13 protein-coding genes and 1 riboswitch are annotated in these 15,941 nt (G+C 67.7%); of the genes, 3 read left to right on the top strand and 10 right to left on the bottom strand.

Annotated features, from left to right (window positions below; genetic code table 11):
* Positions 1–17: 17 nt before the first annotated feature.
* The 6 genes from RVF83_RS08430 to RVF83_RS08405 form a co-directional block, all read right to left on the bottom strand.
* Entirely contained in the window at positions 18–989 is a 972-nt protein-coding gene (locus RVF83_RS08430; RefSeq protein ID WP_005199133.1) for an ABC transporter substrate-binding protein, read from the bottom strand.
* A 24-nt stretch (positions 990–1,013) separates the two neighbouring features.
* Positions 1,014–1,826: a hypothetical protein gene (locus RVF83_RS08425; RefSeq protein ID WP_204718971.1), complete on the bottom strand. Its 813-nt coding sequence runs from the start codon at positions 1,824–1,826 to the stop codon at positions 1,014–1,016.
* A gap of 129 nt (positions 1,827–1,955) precedes the next feature.
* Positions 1,956–3,260 (bottom strand): wax ester/triacylglycerol synthase domain-containing protein, encoded by a 1,305-nt coding sequence (locus RVF83_RS08420; protein ID WP_005198417.1) that lies wholly within the window; start codon positions 3,258–3,260, stop codon positions 1,956–1,958.
* Positions 3,261–3,284: 24 nt separating this feature from the next.
* Positions 3,285–4,451 carry an acyl-CoA dehydrogenase family protein gene (locus RVF83_RS08415; RefSeq protein ID WP_039880398.1) on the bottom strand — a complete coding sequence of 389 codons (1,167 nt, stop codon included), beginning with the start codon at positions 4,449–4,451 and terminating at the stop codon, positions 3,285–3,287.
* A 29-nt stretch (positions 4,452–4,480) separates the two neighbouring features.
* Entirely contained in the window at positions 4,481–4,729 is a 249-nt protein-coding gene (locus RVF83_RS08410) for an acyl carrier protein (protein ID WP_005198415.1), read from the bottom strand.
* Between the two features lie 47 nt (positions 4,730–4,776).
* A complete protein-coding gene (locus tag RVF83_RS08405) occupies positions 4,777–6,147 on the bottom strand; it encodes a salicylate synthase (RefSeq protein WP_005198414.1) in 1,371 nt (456 codons plus the stop codon).
* 160 nt (positions 6,148–6,307) lie between these two features.
* On the opposite strand from RVF83_RS08405, the gene RVF83_RS08400 reads away from it, so the two are divergent.
* Positions 6,308–7,966 carry a (2,3-dihydroxybenzoyl)adenylate synthase gene (locus RVF83_RS08400; protein WP_005198412.1) on the top strand — a complete coding sequence of 553 codons (1,659 nt, stop codon included), beginning with the start codon at positions 6,308–6,310 and terminating at the stop codon, positions 7,964–7,966.
* A gap of 28 nt (positions 7,967–7,994) precedes the next feature.
* On the opposite strand, the gene RVF83_RS08395 is transcribed toward RVF83_RS08400, so the two are convergent.
* Entirely contained in the window at positions 7,995–8,342 is a 348-nt protein-coding gene (locus tag RVF83_RS08395; RefSeq protein WP_005198411.1) for a GNAT family N-acetyltransferase, read from the bottom strand.
* Between the two features lie 184 nt (positions 8,343–8,526).
* A riboswitch (TPP riboswitch) is annotated at positions 8,527–8,641 on the top strand.
* On the opposite strand from RVF83_RS08395, the gene thiC reads away from it, so the two are divergent.
* Both thiC and thiD read left to right on the top strand, forming a co-directional pair.
* Positions 8,633–10,324: a phosphomethylpyrimidine synthase ThiC gene (gene thiC / locus RVF83_RS08390; protein ID WP_005198409.1), complete on the top strand. Its 1,692-nt coding sequence runs from the start codon at positions 8,633–8,635 to the stop codon at positions 10,322–10,324. Its footprint overlaps the riboswitch before it by 9 nt.
* Positions 10,321–11,178, top strand: a complete 858-nt coding sequence (thiD, locus tag RVF83_RS08385) for a bifunctional hydroxymethylpyrimidine kinase/phosphomethylpyrimidine kinase (RefSeq protein ID WP_005198408.1) — start codon at positions 10,321–10,323, stop codon at positions 11,176–11,178. The genes thiC and thiD overlap by 4 nt, the downstream gene beginning before the upstream one ends.
* 45 nt (positions 11,179–11,223) lie before the next feature.
* Here the strand turns inward: thiD and RVF83_RS08380 are convergent, their stop codons facing one another.
* Genes RVF83_RS08380 through RVF83_RS08370 form a run of 3 tightly spaced genes read right to left on the bottom strand, consistent with a single transcriptional unit; the run spans position 11,224 to position 15,940 of the window.
* Positions 11,224–12,876: an ABC transporter family substrate-binding protein gene (locus tag RVF83_RS08380; RefSeq protein ID WP_005198407.1), complete on the bottom strand. Its 1,653-nt coding sequence runs from the start codon at positions 12,874–12,876 to the stop codon at positions 11,224–11,226.
* Positions 12,873–14,945: an ABC transporter ATP-binding protein gene (locus tag RVF83_RS08375; protein WP_005198406.1), complete on the bottom strand. Its 2,073-nt coding sequence runs from the start codon at positions 14,943–14,945 to the stop codon at positions 12,873–12,875. The genes RVF83_RS08380 and RVF83_RS08375 overlap by 4 nt, the downstream gene beginning before the upstream one ends.
* Entirely contained in the window at positions 14,942–15,940 is a 999-nt protein-coding gene (locus tag RVF83_RS08370) for an ABC transporter permease (protein ID WP_005198405.1), read from the bottom strand. Before RVF83_RS08370 ends, RVF83_RS08375 begins: the two co-directional genes overlap by 4 nt.
* Between the last annotated feature and the right edge of the window lies 1 nt (position 15,941).

The raw sequence follows: 15,941 nt of genomic DNA, 5'->3' as shown, positions 1-15,941 counted from the left end.
CCGAATCTCGTTGCGTATCAGTTCGTCGCGGCCGTGAAGCTCGGCTTGAGCAGGTCCAGTACGTACGGCACCGAATTCGGCGTCGGCGCATTGAGGCCGGTGATCTGCGACTGGGTCATGAAGGTGACGGCGCCGTTCTTGACAGCCTTCAGGTTCTTGTAACCCGGGAGCTTCTTGAGGGTTTCGGCCTGTTCCGGCGTCGCGGTGGCGACGACCAGCACGTCGGCGTCGAGCATCGGGATGTTCTCGGTGCTCAGCCCGAAGCGGGGATTGCGGGTGCGCTGGTACTCGGCGACGAGCTTCGGCGCCATCTGCATCTTCAGCTCGGTGAACAGCTTTGCCGCGCCGTCGTTCGGGTCGCCGAGCACCGACAGCTGGTCGTTGCCGTACATGAAGGCCAGCGCGTAGGTCTTGCCGGCGAGTTCCGGGAACTCCTTGCCGACGGCGGCGACCTGGGCGCCGGTCTCGTCGATGATCTCCGTCGCCTTGTCGGGCTGGTGCAGCACGGTACCCATGACGGTGACCATGTCCTGCCAGGGGTCGATCTCCTGGCCGCTGATCGCGTTGACGGTCGGCGCGAGCTTGGAGATCTGCTCGAATTCCGGGCTGTCGGAGGCGAATCCGGGAGCGAAGATCAGGTCCGGGTCGAGCTTGGCGATCGTCGTCGCGTCGTCGCCCTTGGTGGGGTCGATGAACGTCGAGTCGGTGAGCTTCTGCCCGTACCAGGGCTGCAGTTCGCCGGTGGCCGACTTGGAGTAGTCGTAGTAGCCGACCGGGGTCACGCCGAACGAGAGCGCCACGTCGGTCCACTGGTCACCCAGGGTCACGATGCGCTTCGGCGTCTCCGGGATCGTCACCGAGCGACCGTCGGGCAGGTTCAACTGCACCGAACCACCGGTCGACTCATCCGAACTCGAGCATCCGGCGAGGAGGCCGGCGGACATCAGCGCACCTGCGAGCAGGGCACCCAGGCGAAGTCGTGTTTTCACGTCAGTTCTCCAGAACGGTGGGGGTCAGAGCGAGCAGGGCAGGAGGACGAAGCTGGCGATGAGGCAGACGCTGCTGTTCGACAGCTTCCACTTGTCGCCGCTCCACACCCAGGTCATCGCACGGTTCTGGCTGCCCCGGCCGACGACGCTGATCTGCAGCGGGGCGGTCATCTTGGTGCCGTTGACCTGCACCGGGCCGACCATCTGGTAGCTGAGTCCGACATTGCCGTAGGTGGTGATCGCCTGGGAGACAGCATCGAGCTGACGCAAGGCACGCTCACCACCCTGGAGCTCGGCAGCACGTGCGGCACGGTTGCCGCGCGAGTTCATGACCGTCTTGACCTTGGTGTTGAGCTGTCCGGGAGTGAGTGCGGTCGGGGCCGCGACGGCCTGCTGCTGGGACGGCGCGGCCGAGGTGCCCGGCGCCGGTGCAGGCGCGGGCGCTGCGGCGTCGGGGCCGGCGCCGACGATGCCGCCGCTCTCGGGCACGTTCTCGGTGGCCGCGGGTGCGGGCGCCACGGCCGGGGCAGGCTCACCGGGTGCGGCGGCCGGCGGTTGGTTGGCGGCCGGACCCACCAGGCCCTGCTGCTGCGGCGTCTGCGCGGAGCCGAGGTTCACGACGGTCGGCTGGGCCGCGTTCGCCGAGTCCTTGCGGTCGCCGACCATCAGGCCGACCACACCGATGGTGACGATGATCGCCGAGATCACCGCCGCAACACCTGCCGATGCCAGCACGGTCGGGATGTTGATCCCGCCCGAACGCTTCTCCGAGCCCGCGGCCGGTTCGTGGGTCTCATCCACGTACGCCGGGTCCTGGTAGCCGACATCGTTCTGCATGGTGCTCTCCGTGTTTTCTGCTGTATGTCGTTCACTTGTGCCGTGGAACGCCTGGATGCGGCATTTTCCCCGTACTGGTTCGTCCCCTTGGGGAACGAGTTCCTAGGCAAGCCTAAGCTCGCCTGGTATTCAGGCTGACGGTAGGGCCTCGGTGAGGACCTTGTCGAATGTCTCCACGAACTTCTGGGCGTACCCGGGAAGTGCCTGGGCGTCGGTGACGATGCCGAAGGTCGTCGTGGTGCCGAGGATCAGGACGGTCACCGAGAAGGAGTAGCCGGCCAGCGGCGACAGTGGGGTGAGGCTCGCGATGGACTTGCCCAGCACCGACCGCACCCGGGAGAAGCCGGGGTTGATCCCGATGTGGATGTCCGGGTGCATGTGCCCCATCGAGGCGTTCACGATCGCCCGCTGCAGACCCCACAGCGGCGCCCGCGGCAGGTCGTCGGCCGCGGCCAGGTAGAGCTCGGGCCGACGATCGGCGATCGTCGCCAGCTCGCTGCGTGCCCGGCCGATCTGCCTCGACAGATCCGTCTCGTTGCCGGGCAGGTTGAGCAGGGCCACCGAGACCGCGTTGCCGGTGTGCCGGAACTCCTGGTCGAGGGTCACGGGCAGGGTCACGCGGAGGACCTCGGCCTGCGGCGACGCGGGCGGGTCGATGCTGAGCGCGCGGCCGATCGCCCCGAGCACGAACTCGTGCGCGGTGGAGCCGTTGGCCTTGGCCGCCTTGCGGAGGGCGCGGGTGGAGGTACTGAAGAGTGCGTGTTCACGCCGCCCCGACTTCGTCAGACTCGGCCAGGCGCGCTTCTTGCCACCGCCGGCCGCATGCTGCTCGTTGAAAGCCGCCTTGGCCTCCCCCAGCTTTTCCGCGTCGATACCGCTGATGTGGAACCGCGGGCTGATGGCGAAGCGTTCGAACTCAGCCAGATCCTCGGGCTCACCGTCGGCGAGCAGTGCCGCGAAGGCCGCGCCGGCGATGCCGTCGGAGATGCTGTGGTGCACGCGCAGCAGTACCCACTGACCGATGCCCTCGGCGCCGGCGGAGGGGGTGAACAGCGTGATGTCCCAGAACGGGCGCGGCCGGGGAAGCGGCGTCTCCAGGAGCTTGGAGACGCGGCGCTGCAGGTGTTCACGGTCGGTGAAGCCGAGCTCGGCGACATGCTCGCCGGCATCCCAGCTCTTGTCGGCGAGCACCACCTCGGGCTTGCGCCATCGGCCGTTCTTCACGCCGAGCCGGAAGATCTCGTACAGCCGCCCTCGGTCCCGCACCCGGGCACGCACCTCGTCGAGGCCGAGAAGCGTTCCGTCGGTGTTCAGTTGGAGGATCATCGCCCAGTGCATGGGCCGGCTGTCGGTGTCCATGTGGAGATAGGTGTGATCCGGTGGTGCGAGCTCGGTGACGCGCGCGTCGGCCGGAGTGGTGACTGGGCTGTTCATGATGACCGCCTGGTAGGGGGACGCTCAGGGCGTCCGGTTGGGAGGACTGGGGACGAACTGCTGGTAGCGCTCGGTGTCGGGTTTCATGGCCGCCGCGACCAGTTCCCACAACACCTCGTCGGTGCCGCCGCCGACGCGAGCGAGTTTCATGTCGCGCCACCAGCGTCCGATCGGCGTCTCGGCCTCGAGATAGCCGATCCCGCCGAAGATGTGCAGGCATTCCGAGGCGACTTCTTCGCCCAGGTTGGCTGCGGTGGCCTTGAGCGCGGCGGCGGTGCGCAGGTTGATCTTTCCCCGGGCGGCGACGCCGTCGAGCGAGTAGCTCAGCACGTCGACGCGGGCCTGCAGATCCGCGAGTCGCAGGCGGAGTGCCTGATGGTCGTAGAGTTTCTTGCCGAACTGGGTGCGCTCCATCATGCGGGCGAGCGTCACACCCAGCATCACCTCGCACGAGGCCGCGATCTGCGCTGCGACCGAATAGCGTTCGTGCGCAAGGCCCCAGCTGATGACCGCCAGACCTGTCCCCGGCCGGGCGATCAACGCCTCCTCGGGAATCCACGTGTCGATGGTGACCGGCGCGGTGTCGAGCGGCCCGGCACCCAGTTTCTCGTAGGGAGCACCGACGCGGACCTTGTCGATCGGGACGGTGGCCAGCGCGACGTTGCCCCCGGTGTCGAGGCCGTCCTCGACGCTGCGGCACACCACGAACATGTGGTCGGCGATCGGCGAGAGCGAGACGAACTTCTTGACCCCGACGACCCGATATCCGCCGTCCTCGGCGAAGATCCGCGTCTCCGAGTTCTGCAGGTCCGAACCGCCCTGTTCCTCGGAGGCACCGATGCACAGGACGGCATCCGTGGTCATCGCGCGCTGCGCCAAATCCGTCAGGAAGTCGTTCCGCCCGAAACGGCGGAGGATCGCGATGGCCGAATCGTGCAGGCTGACCCCGACACCGATCGCGGCCGAGCCCAGCGAGCCGAGATGCCGACCGAGAGCGAAGTGGTCGTGGAGTTCGGTCAGCTTGCGACCCTCCCACTTGCGGGTGAAAACCCCTGCCTCGCCGAGGTGTTCGAGCAGCGGCCGGGGGAACCGATGGTCGTTCTCGGCCTGCGCCGCCCACGCGGCGACCTTCCCGTCGAACGCCTCGTCGAGCAGTTCGGCGTACGTCTGCACTCCGGTGTCCACGCTCACCTCTCCCCCGACTCGCTTCTCGTTCCGACTCAGGCCGGGGTCCCGGCCTTCGCGCGGATCAGGTCCTCGAGATCACCGACCGTCTTGGACTCGAAGAGTTCTCGTTCGGAGAGCCTCACACCCAGCCGCTCCTCGATCGCGACGACGCCGATGGCGAACGCCACCGAGTCGAGGCCCAGGTCGTCGATCAACCGTGAGTCGCGGGTGACGTCGCCGAGCGCGAGGTCGAGGTCCTCGGTGAGGATGCCGTGCAGCGCTTCGGTGATGTGGTCGGACATGTGGTGGCTCCTGATGGGATCGGTGATGGTTCGAACGTAAAGGCCGGTCAGCGTGGGATGACGTACGGGGCGACGCTGCCCAGCTTCTCGCACGTCTCCTCGAACTCGCGTTCCGGCGTCGACTGCGCGACGATGCCGGCCCCCGCCCGGAGCCACGCCTTGCCCCCGGACGAGAAGACGGTGCGCAGCGCGAGCGTCGCCTCGAGTTCACCCGACGACGACGCGACGAGGACCGCACCGGAGTACGGCCCGCGCCGCCGGGACTCGAGGCGGTCGATGGCGTCGACGGCCGCGGTCTTGGGCACTCCCGACGCGGTGATCGACGGGAAGACGACTTCGAGTGCACGCCAGGGAGATTCCCCCTCGGCGAGGGTGCCCTTCACCGTCGACGCCAGATGCTGGACGCTGCCGCGCTCGCGCACCTCCATGAACGTGCTGACCGCTGTCGTCTCGGCGGCCGAGATCGAGGCGATCTCGTCGTAGCAGGCGCGCACCGACATCGCGTGCTCGGCGACCTCCTTGGCGTCGCCGAGGAGCTCCGCCCGAGCGGCCGCATCCTGGTCGGCGGAGACCCCGAAGGCCCTTGTCCCGGCGAGTGGTTCGGTGACGACGGTGCGATCGGCGTGCACCGCGACCACGAGTTCGGGGCTGAAGCCGGCGGCCGAGAGGTCGCCGAGCGAGAGCAGATAGGAGCGGGCCGGGGTGTTGTCCGCACGGCCGCGGGCATAGGTGGCGGGGATGTCGACCGCGAAGGGGATGTCCACCGCACGGGAGAGGATGACCTTCTGGTAGCGACCGGCCGCGATCTCGGAGACGGCGGCGGCGACGCGGCCACGGTAGTCCTCGGTGTCGACCCGCACGTCGACGGGCCGCGAGGTCCCGGGATCACCTGCGGTGGCGGCGATCTCGAGAAGACGGCGAGCTCGTTCCGGATCGGCGGCGCCGGTGTCGACCCCATCCGCGTCCACGAAGGCCTCGAACTCGGGAACGATCAGATGCGCGAGCACGGTGTCGTCGGGAACACGGTCGAGGATGCCGTGATACGGCGCGCAGAAGTCGAACCCGACCCACCCGTAGAGCCGCCAGTCGGGGATCGACATCGCCTCCGTCGCCGCGGCCAGCGCATCGGCCGGGTCGCCCTGCCATGCGGTGGTCGTCCGGCGGCCCCGGTCGTCGACGATGACCTCACCGCGGGTGACCACGACTCGCACGTTCACACCCGCGGCGAAGGTCCAGCGTCGGTTGCGCTCGTAGACGACATGGTCGCCGAACTCGCCCGAACCCGCCCAGGCGGCGGAGATCCGGGCGGCGACCGCCTCGGTGAGCGGCGTCGCCGGTGCGATGAGACCGGCCGCCGGGTCGAGGCCGAGTTCCGCAGCATCGATCCTCGACGTCCGCGAGTCGGTCGTCAGCGACATGTCCTTGTCCTCCGGTCGTGGGCGGCAACACCTGTGATCCTAGGGATATTAGGGCAGCCTAATCAAACAGCCCACCCGGGTCGGCGGCGTAGCGCATGAAATCCACCATGCCGACCGACCGGTAAGGTTACCCTATCCTGCCTGTGTTTGAATGGGTCCCATGCCGACGCCTCAGCACCACGCGACCGACCTGCTCGACGGTTTCACGCCGTATGCCGACGCCCAGGCAGACCGCTACCGCGACGCCGGACTGTTCCGCGGACTCCCGCTGTTCGCCGGCTTCGACGCCAGCGCCGGTCGCATCCCCGACGCCCCGGCCGTCACCGATGCCTCGATCGACGGGCCGCGGACACTCACGTACTCCGAACTGCGCGCGGCCTCGCTGCGTCGCGCGGCCGGTTTCGTCGGCGCCGGGCTCCGTCCCGGAGAGCGCGTCGTCCTGCAGCAGAACAACTCGCTGGACTTCGTCGTGAACCTGCTGGGTCTGCTCCGCGCGGGTGTCGCACCCGTCATGACCCTGCCCGCGCACCGGATCACCGAGATCGCCCATCTCGCCGCCGGCGCCGGGGCCGTCGCCTATGTCGGCGAGGACGGTCGACGCGGCTTCGACTTCCGGGATCTCGCCACCGAGCTGCAGTCGCGCGTCCCGACCGTCGCGCAGGTGTTCATCTCCGGCGATCCCGGTCCGTTCGCGGCAGCACCCGATGCGGACTCCGCGTCGGTCGATCTCCCGGCCGCACCGAACGCTGAACTACCGGCCCTGTTCCTGCTCTCGGGCGGCACCACCGGCCTGCCCAAACTGATCGCGCGCACGCATGACGACTACGACCTCAACGCACGGTTGTCGGCCGAGGTCGCGAACCTCACCGCCGACGACACCTACCTTGTCGCACTCCCCGCCGCCCACAACTTTCCGCTGTGCTGCCCGGGCATCCTCGGCGTCCTCGGGGTCGGCGGCCACGTCGTCTTCACCGACAACCCGAGCCCCGACAACACCTTCGACCTCATCGAACGCCACCGCGTCACGGTGACCGCCCTCGTCCCCGCGCTCGCGCAGCTCTGGTGCGCGGCGACCGAATGGGAACCCGCGGACATCAGTTCCCTGCGGCTCCTGCAGGTCGGCGGAGCCAAGCTCGCCCACCCGGACGCCGTCGCCCTCGACGAGGCGCTCGGCCCCGTGGTCCAGCAGGTGTTCGGCATGGCCGAAGGCCTCATCTGCTACACACGGCCCGACGAACCGCGGGCCCTCGTCCACGAGGTGCAGGGCTCCCCGATGTCGGAGTTCGACGAAGTGCGCGTCGTCGACGAGGAAGGCGCCGACGTTCCCGACGGTGAAGAAGGCGAACTGCTGGTCCGCGGCCCGTACACGATCCGGGGCTACTACCGGGCGGATGCACACAACGAGAAGTCCTTCACCCCCGACGGCTTCTACCGGTCGGGCGACAAGGTGACCCGTCTGCCGTCGGGGCATCTCTCGGTGACCGGACGCATCAAGGACACCATCGTCCGGGCCGGCGAGAACGTGGCCGCCGACGACGTCGAGGAGAACCTGCTTGCACACTCGTCCGTGCGACAGGTCGCGGTGGTCGGGCTGCCCGACGACGCGCTTGGCGAGAAGATCTGCGCAGCGGTCGTGCTCTCCCACGACCATCCGCCGGCCCGGCCCCTCGAGCTGGCGACGCTACGTACCTTCCTCGCCGACCGCGGCCTCGCGTCGTTCAAGCTGCCCGACGTCGTCCGCGTCGTCCGCACCCTGCCCGTCACCGCCGTCGGCAAGATCGACAAGAAGGTCCTACGAGAGCAGCTGGCAGCGGGATGAAGCACCGCGGGCAAGCGGAAGCGCCTGCTCACACGGGAGCGAGTGGCACGATCCCCGGGTGACGGTCGAGATAGTTCTTGGTGAACGAGCACACCGGCCGGAGCCTCGCGTTGCGCTCCCGGGCGAAGTGGATGACCGTCCGGGTCAGGCGGGTGGCGAGGCCATGACCGCTGTATTCGTCGTAGAGCACGGTGTGCAGGACGGTGATGGTGGTCTGACCGTCGACGGTCTCGGTCGAATAGCCGAGCACCCCGACGAGATCCCCCGCGACCCAGAGTTCGAACCTCTCACGGTCTGGGTTGTGCACCACCTGAGCAATCTGCTGCAGGATGGATCGAGCCGACTGCGGCGGCCGATGCCGGTTCTTGCGTAGCAACTACACACCTCCTCACGTGATCACTGTTGGCGGGTCACCGGCACGACGCCGCAGAACGACGCAAGGACCCTTTGTGACTAGGGTCACACCGTACCTTACGGGTCCGTAACTGACGAGACCCCCGGTGACCTTTCGGGCATCGCATCGGGTGTTGACCGCCGTTGTAAGGTGGCAGACGCACCACAACTTCACACGCGGGGGCTCTCACGATGACCGAGGGCTGAGATGGCGACGGGCGGTCGCCGACCGCTCGAACCTGTCCGGGTAATGCCGGCGTAGGGAGAATCATCATGGGCACACATGTATCCACCACACCCGCCACTGCAACATTCGAAGACGGCGGTCTGACCACAGGGCCGATCGAGGGAAGCTCCAAGCACTACCTGGCCGTCGACCACCTCCGCGTACCGCAGCGTCGAATCCATCTGACCAACGGCGAACACCTCGACGTCTACGACACCTCCGGGCCGTACACCGATACCGATGCCGTGATCGACGTGGAGCGTGGGCTTCCACCGATCCGAGACGGCTGGAACCGCCCGGAACCCATCGACGGCGCGAGCACCCAACTCGCCTGGGCGCGAGCCGGAATCATCACCGACGAGATGCGGTTCATCGCGGCACGGGAGGGCGTCGAACCCGAACTGGTCCGCTCGGAGGTGGCCGTCGGCCGTGCCGTGATCCCGGCCAACCACCGTCATCCGGAGTCGGAGCCGATGATCATCGGCAAGAAGTTCGCGGTGAAAATCAATGCGAACATCGGGAATTCGGCCGTGCGCAGCTCGATCGCGGATGAGGTCGAGAAGATGGTGTGGGCCACCCGATGGGGTGCGGACACCATCATGGACCTGTCCACCGGCGCCGACATCCACACGACGCGCGAATGGATTCTGCGCAACTCCCCCGTCCCCGTCGGCACCGTGCCGATCTACCAGGCACTCGAGAAGGTGAACGGCGATCCCGTCGCCCTCACGTGGGAGATCTACCGCGACACCGTCATCGAGCAGGCCGAGCAGGGTGTCGACTACATGACGGTGCACGCCGGGGTACTCCTCCGCTACGTGCCGTTGACCGCCCGACGGGTCACCGGCATCGTCTCCCGGGGCGGATCGATCATGGCCGCCTGGTGCCTGGCGCACCACCAGGAGTCGTTCCTGTACACGCACTTCGATGAACTGTGCGAGATCTTCCGCCGCTACGACATCACCTTCTCACTCGGCGACGGACTGCGGCCGGGGTCGATAGCCGACGCCAACGACGAGGCCCAGTTCGCCGAACTGCGTACCCTCGGCGAACTGACCACCATCGCCAAATCCCATGGCGTGCAGGTGATGATCGAGGGTCCGGGACACATCCCGATGCACAAGATCGTCGAGAACGTGCGTCTCGAAGAAGAACTCTGCGAGGAGGCGCCGTTCTACACGCTCGGCCCCCTCGCCACCGACATCGCCCCCGCCTACGACCACATCACCTCCGCCATCGGTGCGGCGATGATCGCCCAGGCGGGTACCGCCATGCTCTGCTACGTGACCCCCAAGGAGCACCTCGGGCTACCCGATCGCGATGACGTGAAGGTCGGCGTGATCACCTACAAGATCGCGGCCCACTCGGCGGATCTCGCGAAAGGCCATCCTCGGGCGCAGGAACGCGATGACGCATTGAGCAAGGCGCGCTTCGAGTTCCGCTGGGTCGACCAGTTCAACCTCGCCCTCGACCCGGACACCGCTCGCGAGTACCACGACCAGACGCTGCCGGCCGAACCCGCGAAGACCGCGCATTTCTGCTCGATGTGCGGCCCCAAGTTCTGCTCGATGCGGATCTCCGCCGACGTGCGCGCCTACGCGGAGGAGAACAATCTGGTGACCGCCGAGGACATCGACCGGAAGATCGCGGAAGGAATGGCGGCGAAGTCGGCCGAGTTCGCCGAGGCCGGCAACCGCGTGTACCTGCCGCTCGAGACCATCCCCGGAGGTTCTGCGTGACCGACGTCGAGTTGTTGCCGGTCGCGGCACCGGGAGAGACACCGGTCCGCGTGATGACCATCGCCGGTTCGGATTCCGGCGGCGGTGCCGGCATCCAGGCCGACATGCGCACCTTCGCCCTGCTCGGCCTACACGGTTGTGTCGCGGTCACCGCGGTGACCGTGCAGAATTCACTGGGCGTCAGCGGTTTCCAGGAGATCGCACCGGAGACGGTGGCCGCCCAGATCGCCACGGTCGTCGACGACATCGGCGTCGCCGCGGCCAAGACCGGCATGCTGGCGTCTGCTCCGATCATCGACGCCGTCGTCGCGCAGTGCTCGGCGAGCGGCATCGGTCGCGACGGTCCCTCCCCGCTCGTCGTCGACCCGGTGTGCGCGTCGATGCACGGAAACCAACTCCTCGCCGATTCCGCACTGGACACCCTGCGCGACAACCTCTTCCCGCTGGCCACGGTGGTGACACCGAACCTCGACGAGGTGCGGCTCATCACCGGGATCGACGTCGTCGACACCGATTCCCAGCGCGATGCGGCGAAGGCGCTGTTCGATCTCGGACCCGCCTGGACGCTGGTCAAGGGTGGACACCTACGCTCCTGCGACCACTCCCCCGACCTGCTCTACGACGGGGCCGAGTTCATCGAACTCAACCACGAGCGCATCGACACGAGCCACGACCACGGCGCCGGTGACACCCTTGCCGCGGCGATCACCTGTGCTCTGGCACATGACTATTCGGTGCCCGACGCCGTCTCCTTCGCGAAGAAGTGGGTCACCCGCGGCCTGGCCGCCGCCTATCCGCTGGGCGCCGGCCACGGCCCGGTGAACCCGCTGTGGCGGGTGAGCGACCATTCGTGACGGTGTCTGCCGACTGACAGGTCCCGCGGGAGAGTAGGCGCAGACCTACTTCTCCCAGCCGACATCCTCGATGGGACCGACGTAGAACTGTCCCGCCCCGTAATTGGCGAGACCCTCCTTCACCGCGACCATGGACGGACCGTTGAAGAGGGGGAGGTTGGAGAACTGCGCGAAGGCCTCGCGCTCGAGCTCGTTCCCGGCCTTGATCTGGGCCATCGGGTCGCCGATCCTCGACATCGCACGGATCTGTGCGTCGAGTTCCGGGGACCCGGCACCGGCGGGGTTCAGCTGGGACCCCATGCACCACACCTGACAGAAGTAGGCCATGCCGAAGGGGTCGCTCGACGAGAAGCCGAGCAGGAGCACGTCGAACTCCTTGTTGACCACCACCTGCGAGAAGTCGGCCGACGGGCGTTGGCGGACAGCGAGGTCGACGCCCACCTTCTTCAGGATCGCCTGGAGCGCGCGGGACAGGTTCTGGGTCGTGGTGTCGTCGCCGATGTTGGGCAACTCCAGCGACAGCCGTCTCCCGTCCTTGCTGCGGATGCCGTCCCCACCCTCGGTCCACCCCGACCGGTCGAGCAGTTCCTCGGCTTTCGCCGGGTCGTAGGACAACACGTCCGACAGGTTGTCCTCGTATCCCGGCTGGAACGGGTACAGCGACAACGAACCGGGGAGTTCCTCCGTGTAGTTGAGGCCGGTGAACCTGATGCGCGACAGCGTCTCCCGGTCGACGGCGGAGAGCACGGCCTCACGGACGCGCCGATCGGACAGGATCGGGGTGTCGAGGTTGAGCACCAGCAACGACTGCTGCGGTGCGGCCGCGGTGCGAATGTCGATGCCGTTCATGGTGAGTGCCCGCGCGCGAGCGTCTTTGGCCGCCACCCCGGTTGCGTCGATCTCGCCGTTCTGGAAGGCGTTGAGCGCTGCCTGGGACTCCATCTGCCGGAAGACACGACGGTCGAGCTTGCCGGGCTTCCCCCACCATTTGGGATTTCGTTCGAAGACGACGGTCCCGTTGTCGGCGTCGTAGGAGGCGATCGTGAACGGCCCCGCGCCCCATTCTGGATGCGGCTTCCGCACATAGCCCTCGTTGTAGACGTCGGGGGCGGCGGCCTTCGGATGGAGAACGACGTTGAACAGGCCGTCGGGCCAGGCGTAGACGCCGTCGAAGCGCACGATGACCTCACGGTCGTCGGCACCTCGGGTGACCGAGGCGATCTGGCTGTACCCGTCGGTGGAACTGACGATGTAGCGATCGTCGACGCCCCGGCTGGTACGCCAGGTCTCGACGAAGGCGCGGTAGTCGATCGGTGTGCCGTCGTTGAAGAAGGCCTTCGGGTTGACGGTGTAGGTGACCACGGTGTCCCGCCCGACGACCTCGGTCCGCACGTCGGTGAGGTAGTCGGGATTCGGCAGGTACCGCCCGTCCGGCGTGAAGTAGGCGAGCATCGGGTTGTACCAGCGCCACAGGGCCAGGGTATAGACGTTGCCGTCGGCGTGGAAGGTGTTCCACTGGGCCGACACCTCCGGGAGCACAGTCGTGAGACTGCCTCCGTCTCTGAGGTTCTCACGCGGTTGCAGGTTGAGCGAGGCTCCTTCGGTCTTCACCGCACCGGTGTCGATCGCGGCACCGCAGCCGGTGACGCAGGCGACGGCCACGGCCACCGCGGCGATGATCACCGGCCAGCGCTTCACCGGTCCATCTCCAGGAAATGGCATGTCGCTCGGTGGTCGACCGCTCGAGCATCGTCCTGATCCGTCGGCCGCAGAAGAGGCACGACCGTTCGGCAGCGTTCGCGCCGCTCCTCGTCGAGCCGGGCGTGCAACGGGCACCGGCCGGCGAAACTGCATCCGGCGATCTCTTCTGTCGCGCTGGGCTGTTCGCCGGCCAGGACGATGCGCTGCCGCTTCCGTTCGACGTGCGGGTCCGGAACGGGTACGGCCGACAAGAGTGCCCGGGTGTAGGGATGCGCGGGTTCGGCGAAGACCGTCTCGGTGGGCCCGGACTCCACGATCGAACCCAGATACATCACCGCCACGCGATCGGCGAGATGCCGGACCACGGAGAGATCGTGGGCGACAACCAGATACGCCACGTCACCGTCGGCCCGCAGACGGCGGATCAGGTTGACGACGCCCGCCTGCACCGAGACGTCGAGAGCCGACAGCGGCTCGTCGAGGACGATCAGATCGGGGTCGGTGGCGAGAGCTCGCGCGATTGCGAGGCGCTGTCGCTGGCCACCGGAGAAGGCGGCGGGGAAACGGTCGGCGTGAACCGGGTCCAACCCGACGCGCCGCATGAGACCCATGACCTTCTCCTCGGTCTCCGCTTTCGGGACCCCGAGCGCGCGAAGCGGTTCGGCGATGATGTCGAAGGCGGTGAACCGCGGGTCGAGCGCATCCGACGGGTCCTGGAAGACGATCGACGTCTTCTGCCGCAGAGCGCGGGCCTCGCGTGACCTGACCGCAGCCGGGTCCACCCCGCCGATCCGAACGACGCCCTCGGGTTGCGCGAAGTCCATGATCTCCAGCAGCGTCGTCGACTTGCCGCTGCCCGACTCCCCGACGAGGGCCATCGACTCGCCGCGCCGGATGTCGAAGCTGATCCCGTCGACCGCCCGCACCGAACCCACCCGACGCTTGAGGAAACCGCTCGTCAGCGGGAAGACCTTCGTCATGTTCACCACGTCGAGGACGGTCTCCCGGTCCTGCCGGTCGACGAACGCCGTCGACGCCTCCGACACATCGGGCGCCGGAAACACCGGCTCGCCACTGATCCGGCCGTCGACGTCGATCTCCCCCGACCGGATACACGCCGCCCGGTGGCCGCTCGCCACCTCCGTCAGCGCCGGTTCGCCCCGGCGGCAGTCGTCGACCGCAACGGGACACCGTGGCACGAACTGGCAGCGGTCCTGCACGTCGATGAGAAGCGGAGGCGTTCCCGGGATGGGGATGAGCGCATCGGTCCGGCGGTCCACCCGGGGCACAGCCCCCAGCAGTCCGATCGTGTACGGCATCCGCGGACCGCCGAACAGCGTGTCGACGTCGGCGGTCTCGACCGCCCGGCCGGCGTACATCACCACGACGTCGTCGGCATGACCCGCGACGACGCCGAGGTCGTGCGTGATCAGCAGCATCGCGGCGCCGGTCTCCCGCCGGGCGGTGGCGAGGACGTCGAGGATCTGCGCCTGGATGGTCACGTCGAGCGCAGTGATGGGTTCGTCGGCGATGATCACCGACGGGTCGTTGGCGATCGCCATCGCGATCATCACGCGCTGCCGCATCCCGCCGGACAACTCGTGCGGAAAGGCCTTGGCGCGTCGCCGTGGATCACCGATCCCGACCAGGTCGAGCAGTTCGACCGACCGCGACCAGGCCGTCTTGGCGGTGATGGACTGATGGACCCGCAGCGCCTCGGAGATCTGCGCTCCCACGGTGGACACCGGGGTCAGCGACGACAACGGATCCTGGAAGACCATCGCGATCTCCGAACCCCGGACCGCGGACATCTCCTTGTCCGACAACCCGGTCAGTTCACGACCCCGCAACGCGACCGAACCGCTGACGCGTGCGGTGTCCGGCAGCAACCCCAGAACCGCCAGAGCCGACACCGATTTCCCCGATCCGGATTCGCCGACGATGGCGGTGGTCCGGCCCGACCGCAGGTCGAAGTCGAGACCGCGGACGGCGGCCACCACGCCTGCCTCGCTGCCGAAATCCACCCTCAGGTCGCGGACCGTCAGCGCTCCATCGAGATTCGTCATCGACGGACACCTCCACTCGAAGTCGGGTCGAAGGCATCGCGCAGGCCGTCGGCGATGAGCGCCATCGAGACCGTGAGGAGCGCCAGGGCGGCTGCGGGGAACCAAAACAGCCACGGCGACGCGGCCAACGTCCCGACCCCCGCCTGTAGGAGCGAGCCGAGGGTGACGTCGGGGATCTTCACGCCGAACCCGAGAAAAGAGAGGCCGGTCTCGGCGAGCACCGTGGCCACGACGCCGAGGGCGAAGTTGATGACCAACAACGACGCGACATTGGGCAGGATGTGCCGGAGGATGATCATCACCGGGGACACGCCCAGATACTGTGCAGCGGCGACGTAGTCGCGCTCGCGGACGGTCAGCGCCAGTGAATGGATCACGCGCGCCAGCATCATCCAGCCGAATGCGACGAGCACGACGATCAGCCACCGCCAGTCGCCGCCGGTGCTGTTGGAGACCAGGGCGAGGATGAGGAACGTGGGGACCACGAGGAGTAGGTAGACCACACCCAGGACGATGCGCTGCATCCAGCCGCCGAAGTAGGCGGCGAGTCCGCCGAGGAATGCGGCGATCGCGGTCGTCCCGACCGACACGATCAGCGCGATCGTCAGCGAGCGTTGGAGTCCGTGTACCACCTGCGCATACAGGTCGTTGCCGGCGTCGTTGGTACCGAACCAGTGGGCGCCTTCGGTCCCCTGCGTCGACGGCGGAAAGCCGATCGCGAGGAAATCGGTGTCGGTGTAGGAATAGGCGGTGAACAGTCCGCCGAAGACGGCGAAGAGCACGAGCACCACGAAGATGGCGAGACCAAGCAACGCAGACCGGTTGCGCGCGTAACGCTTCGCGAAGATCTTGACCCGGCCGCTGCGTCGCCTGGCCGGCGGCGCCGATGTGGTGTCCGATTCGTCGAGGACACCGCCGGTCTCACCCATGATCGGGGCGGTCGCGTCGAGGTGTCCGGACTGCGGCCCGCGCGGTTCCGGCGGCAGCATCGCCATC

This window comes from Gordonia rubripertincta, from assembly GCF_038024875.1.
Taxonomy (GTDB): domain Bacteria; phylum Actinomycetota; class Actinomycetes; order Mycobacteriales; family Mycobacteriaceae; genus Gordonia; species Gordonia rubripertincta.
This window is presented reverse-complemented; position numbering and strand designations above follow the sequence as displayed.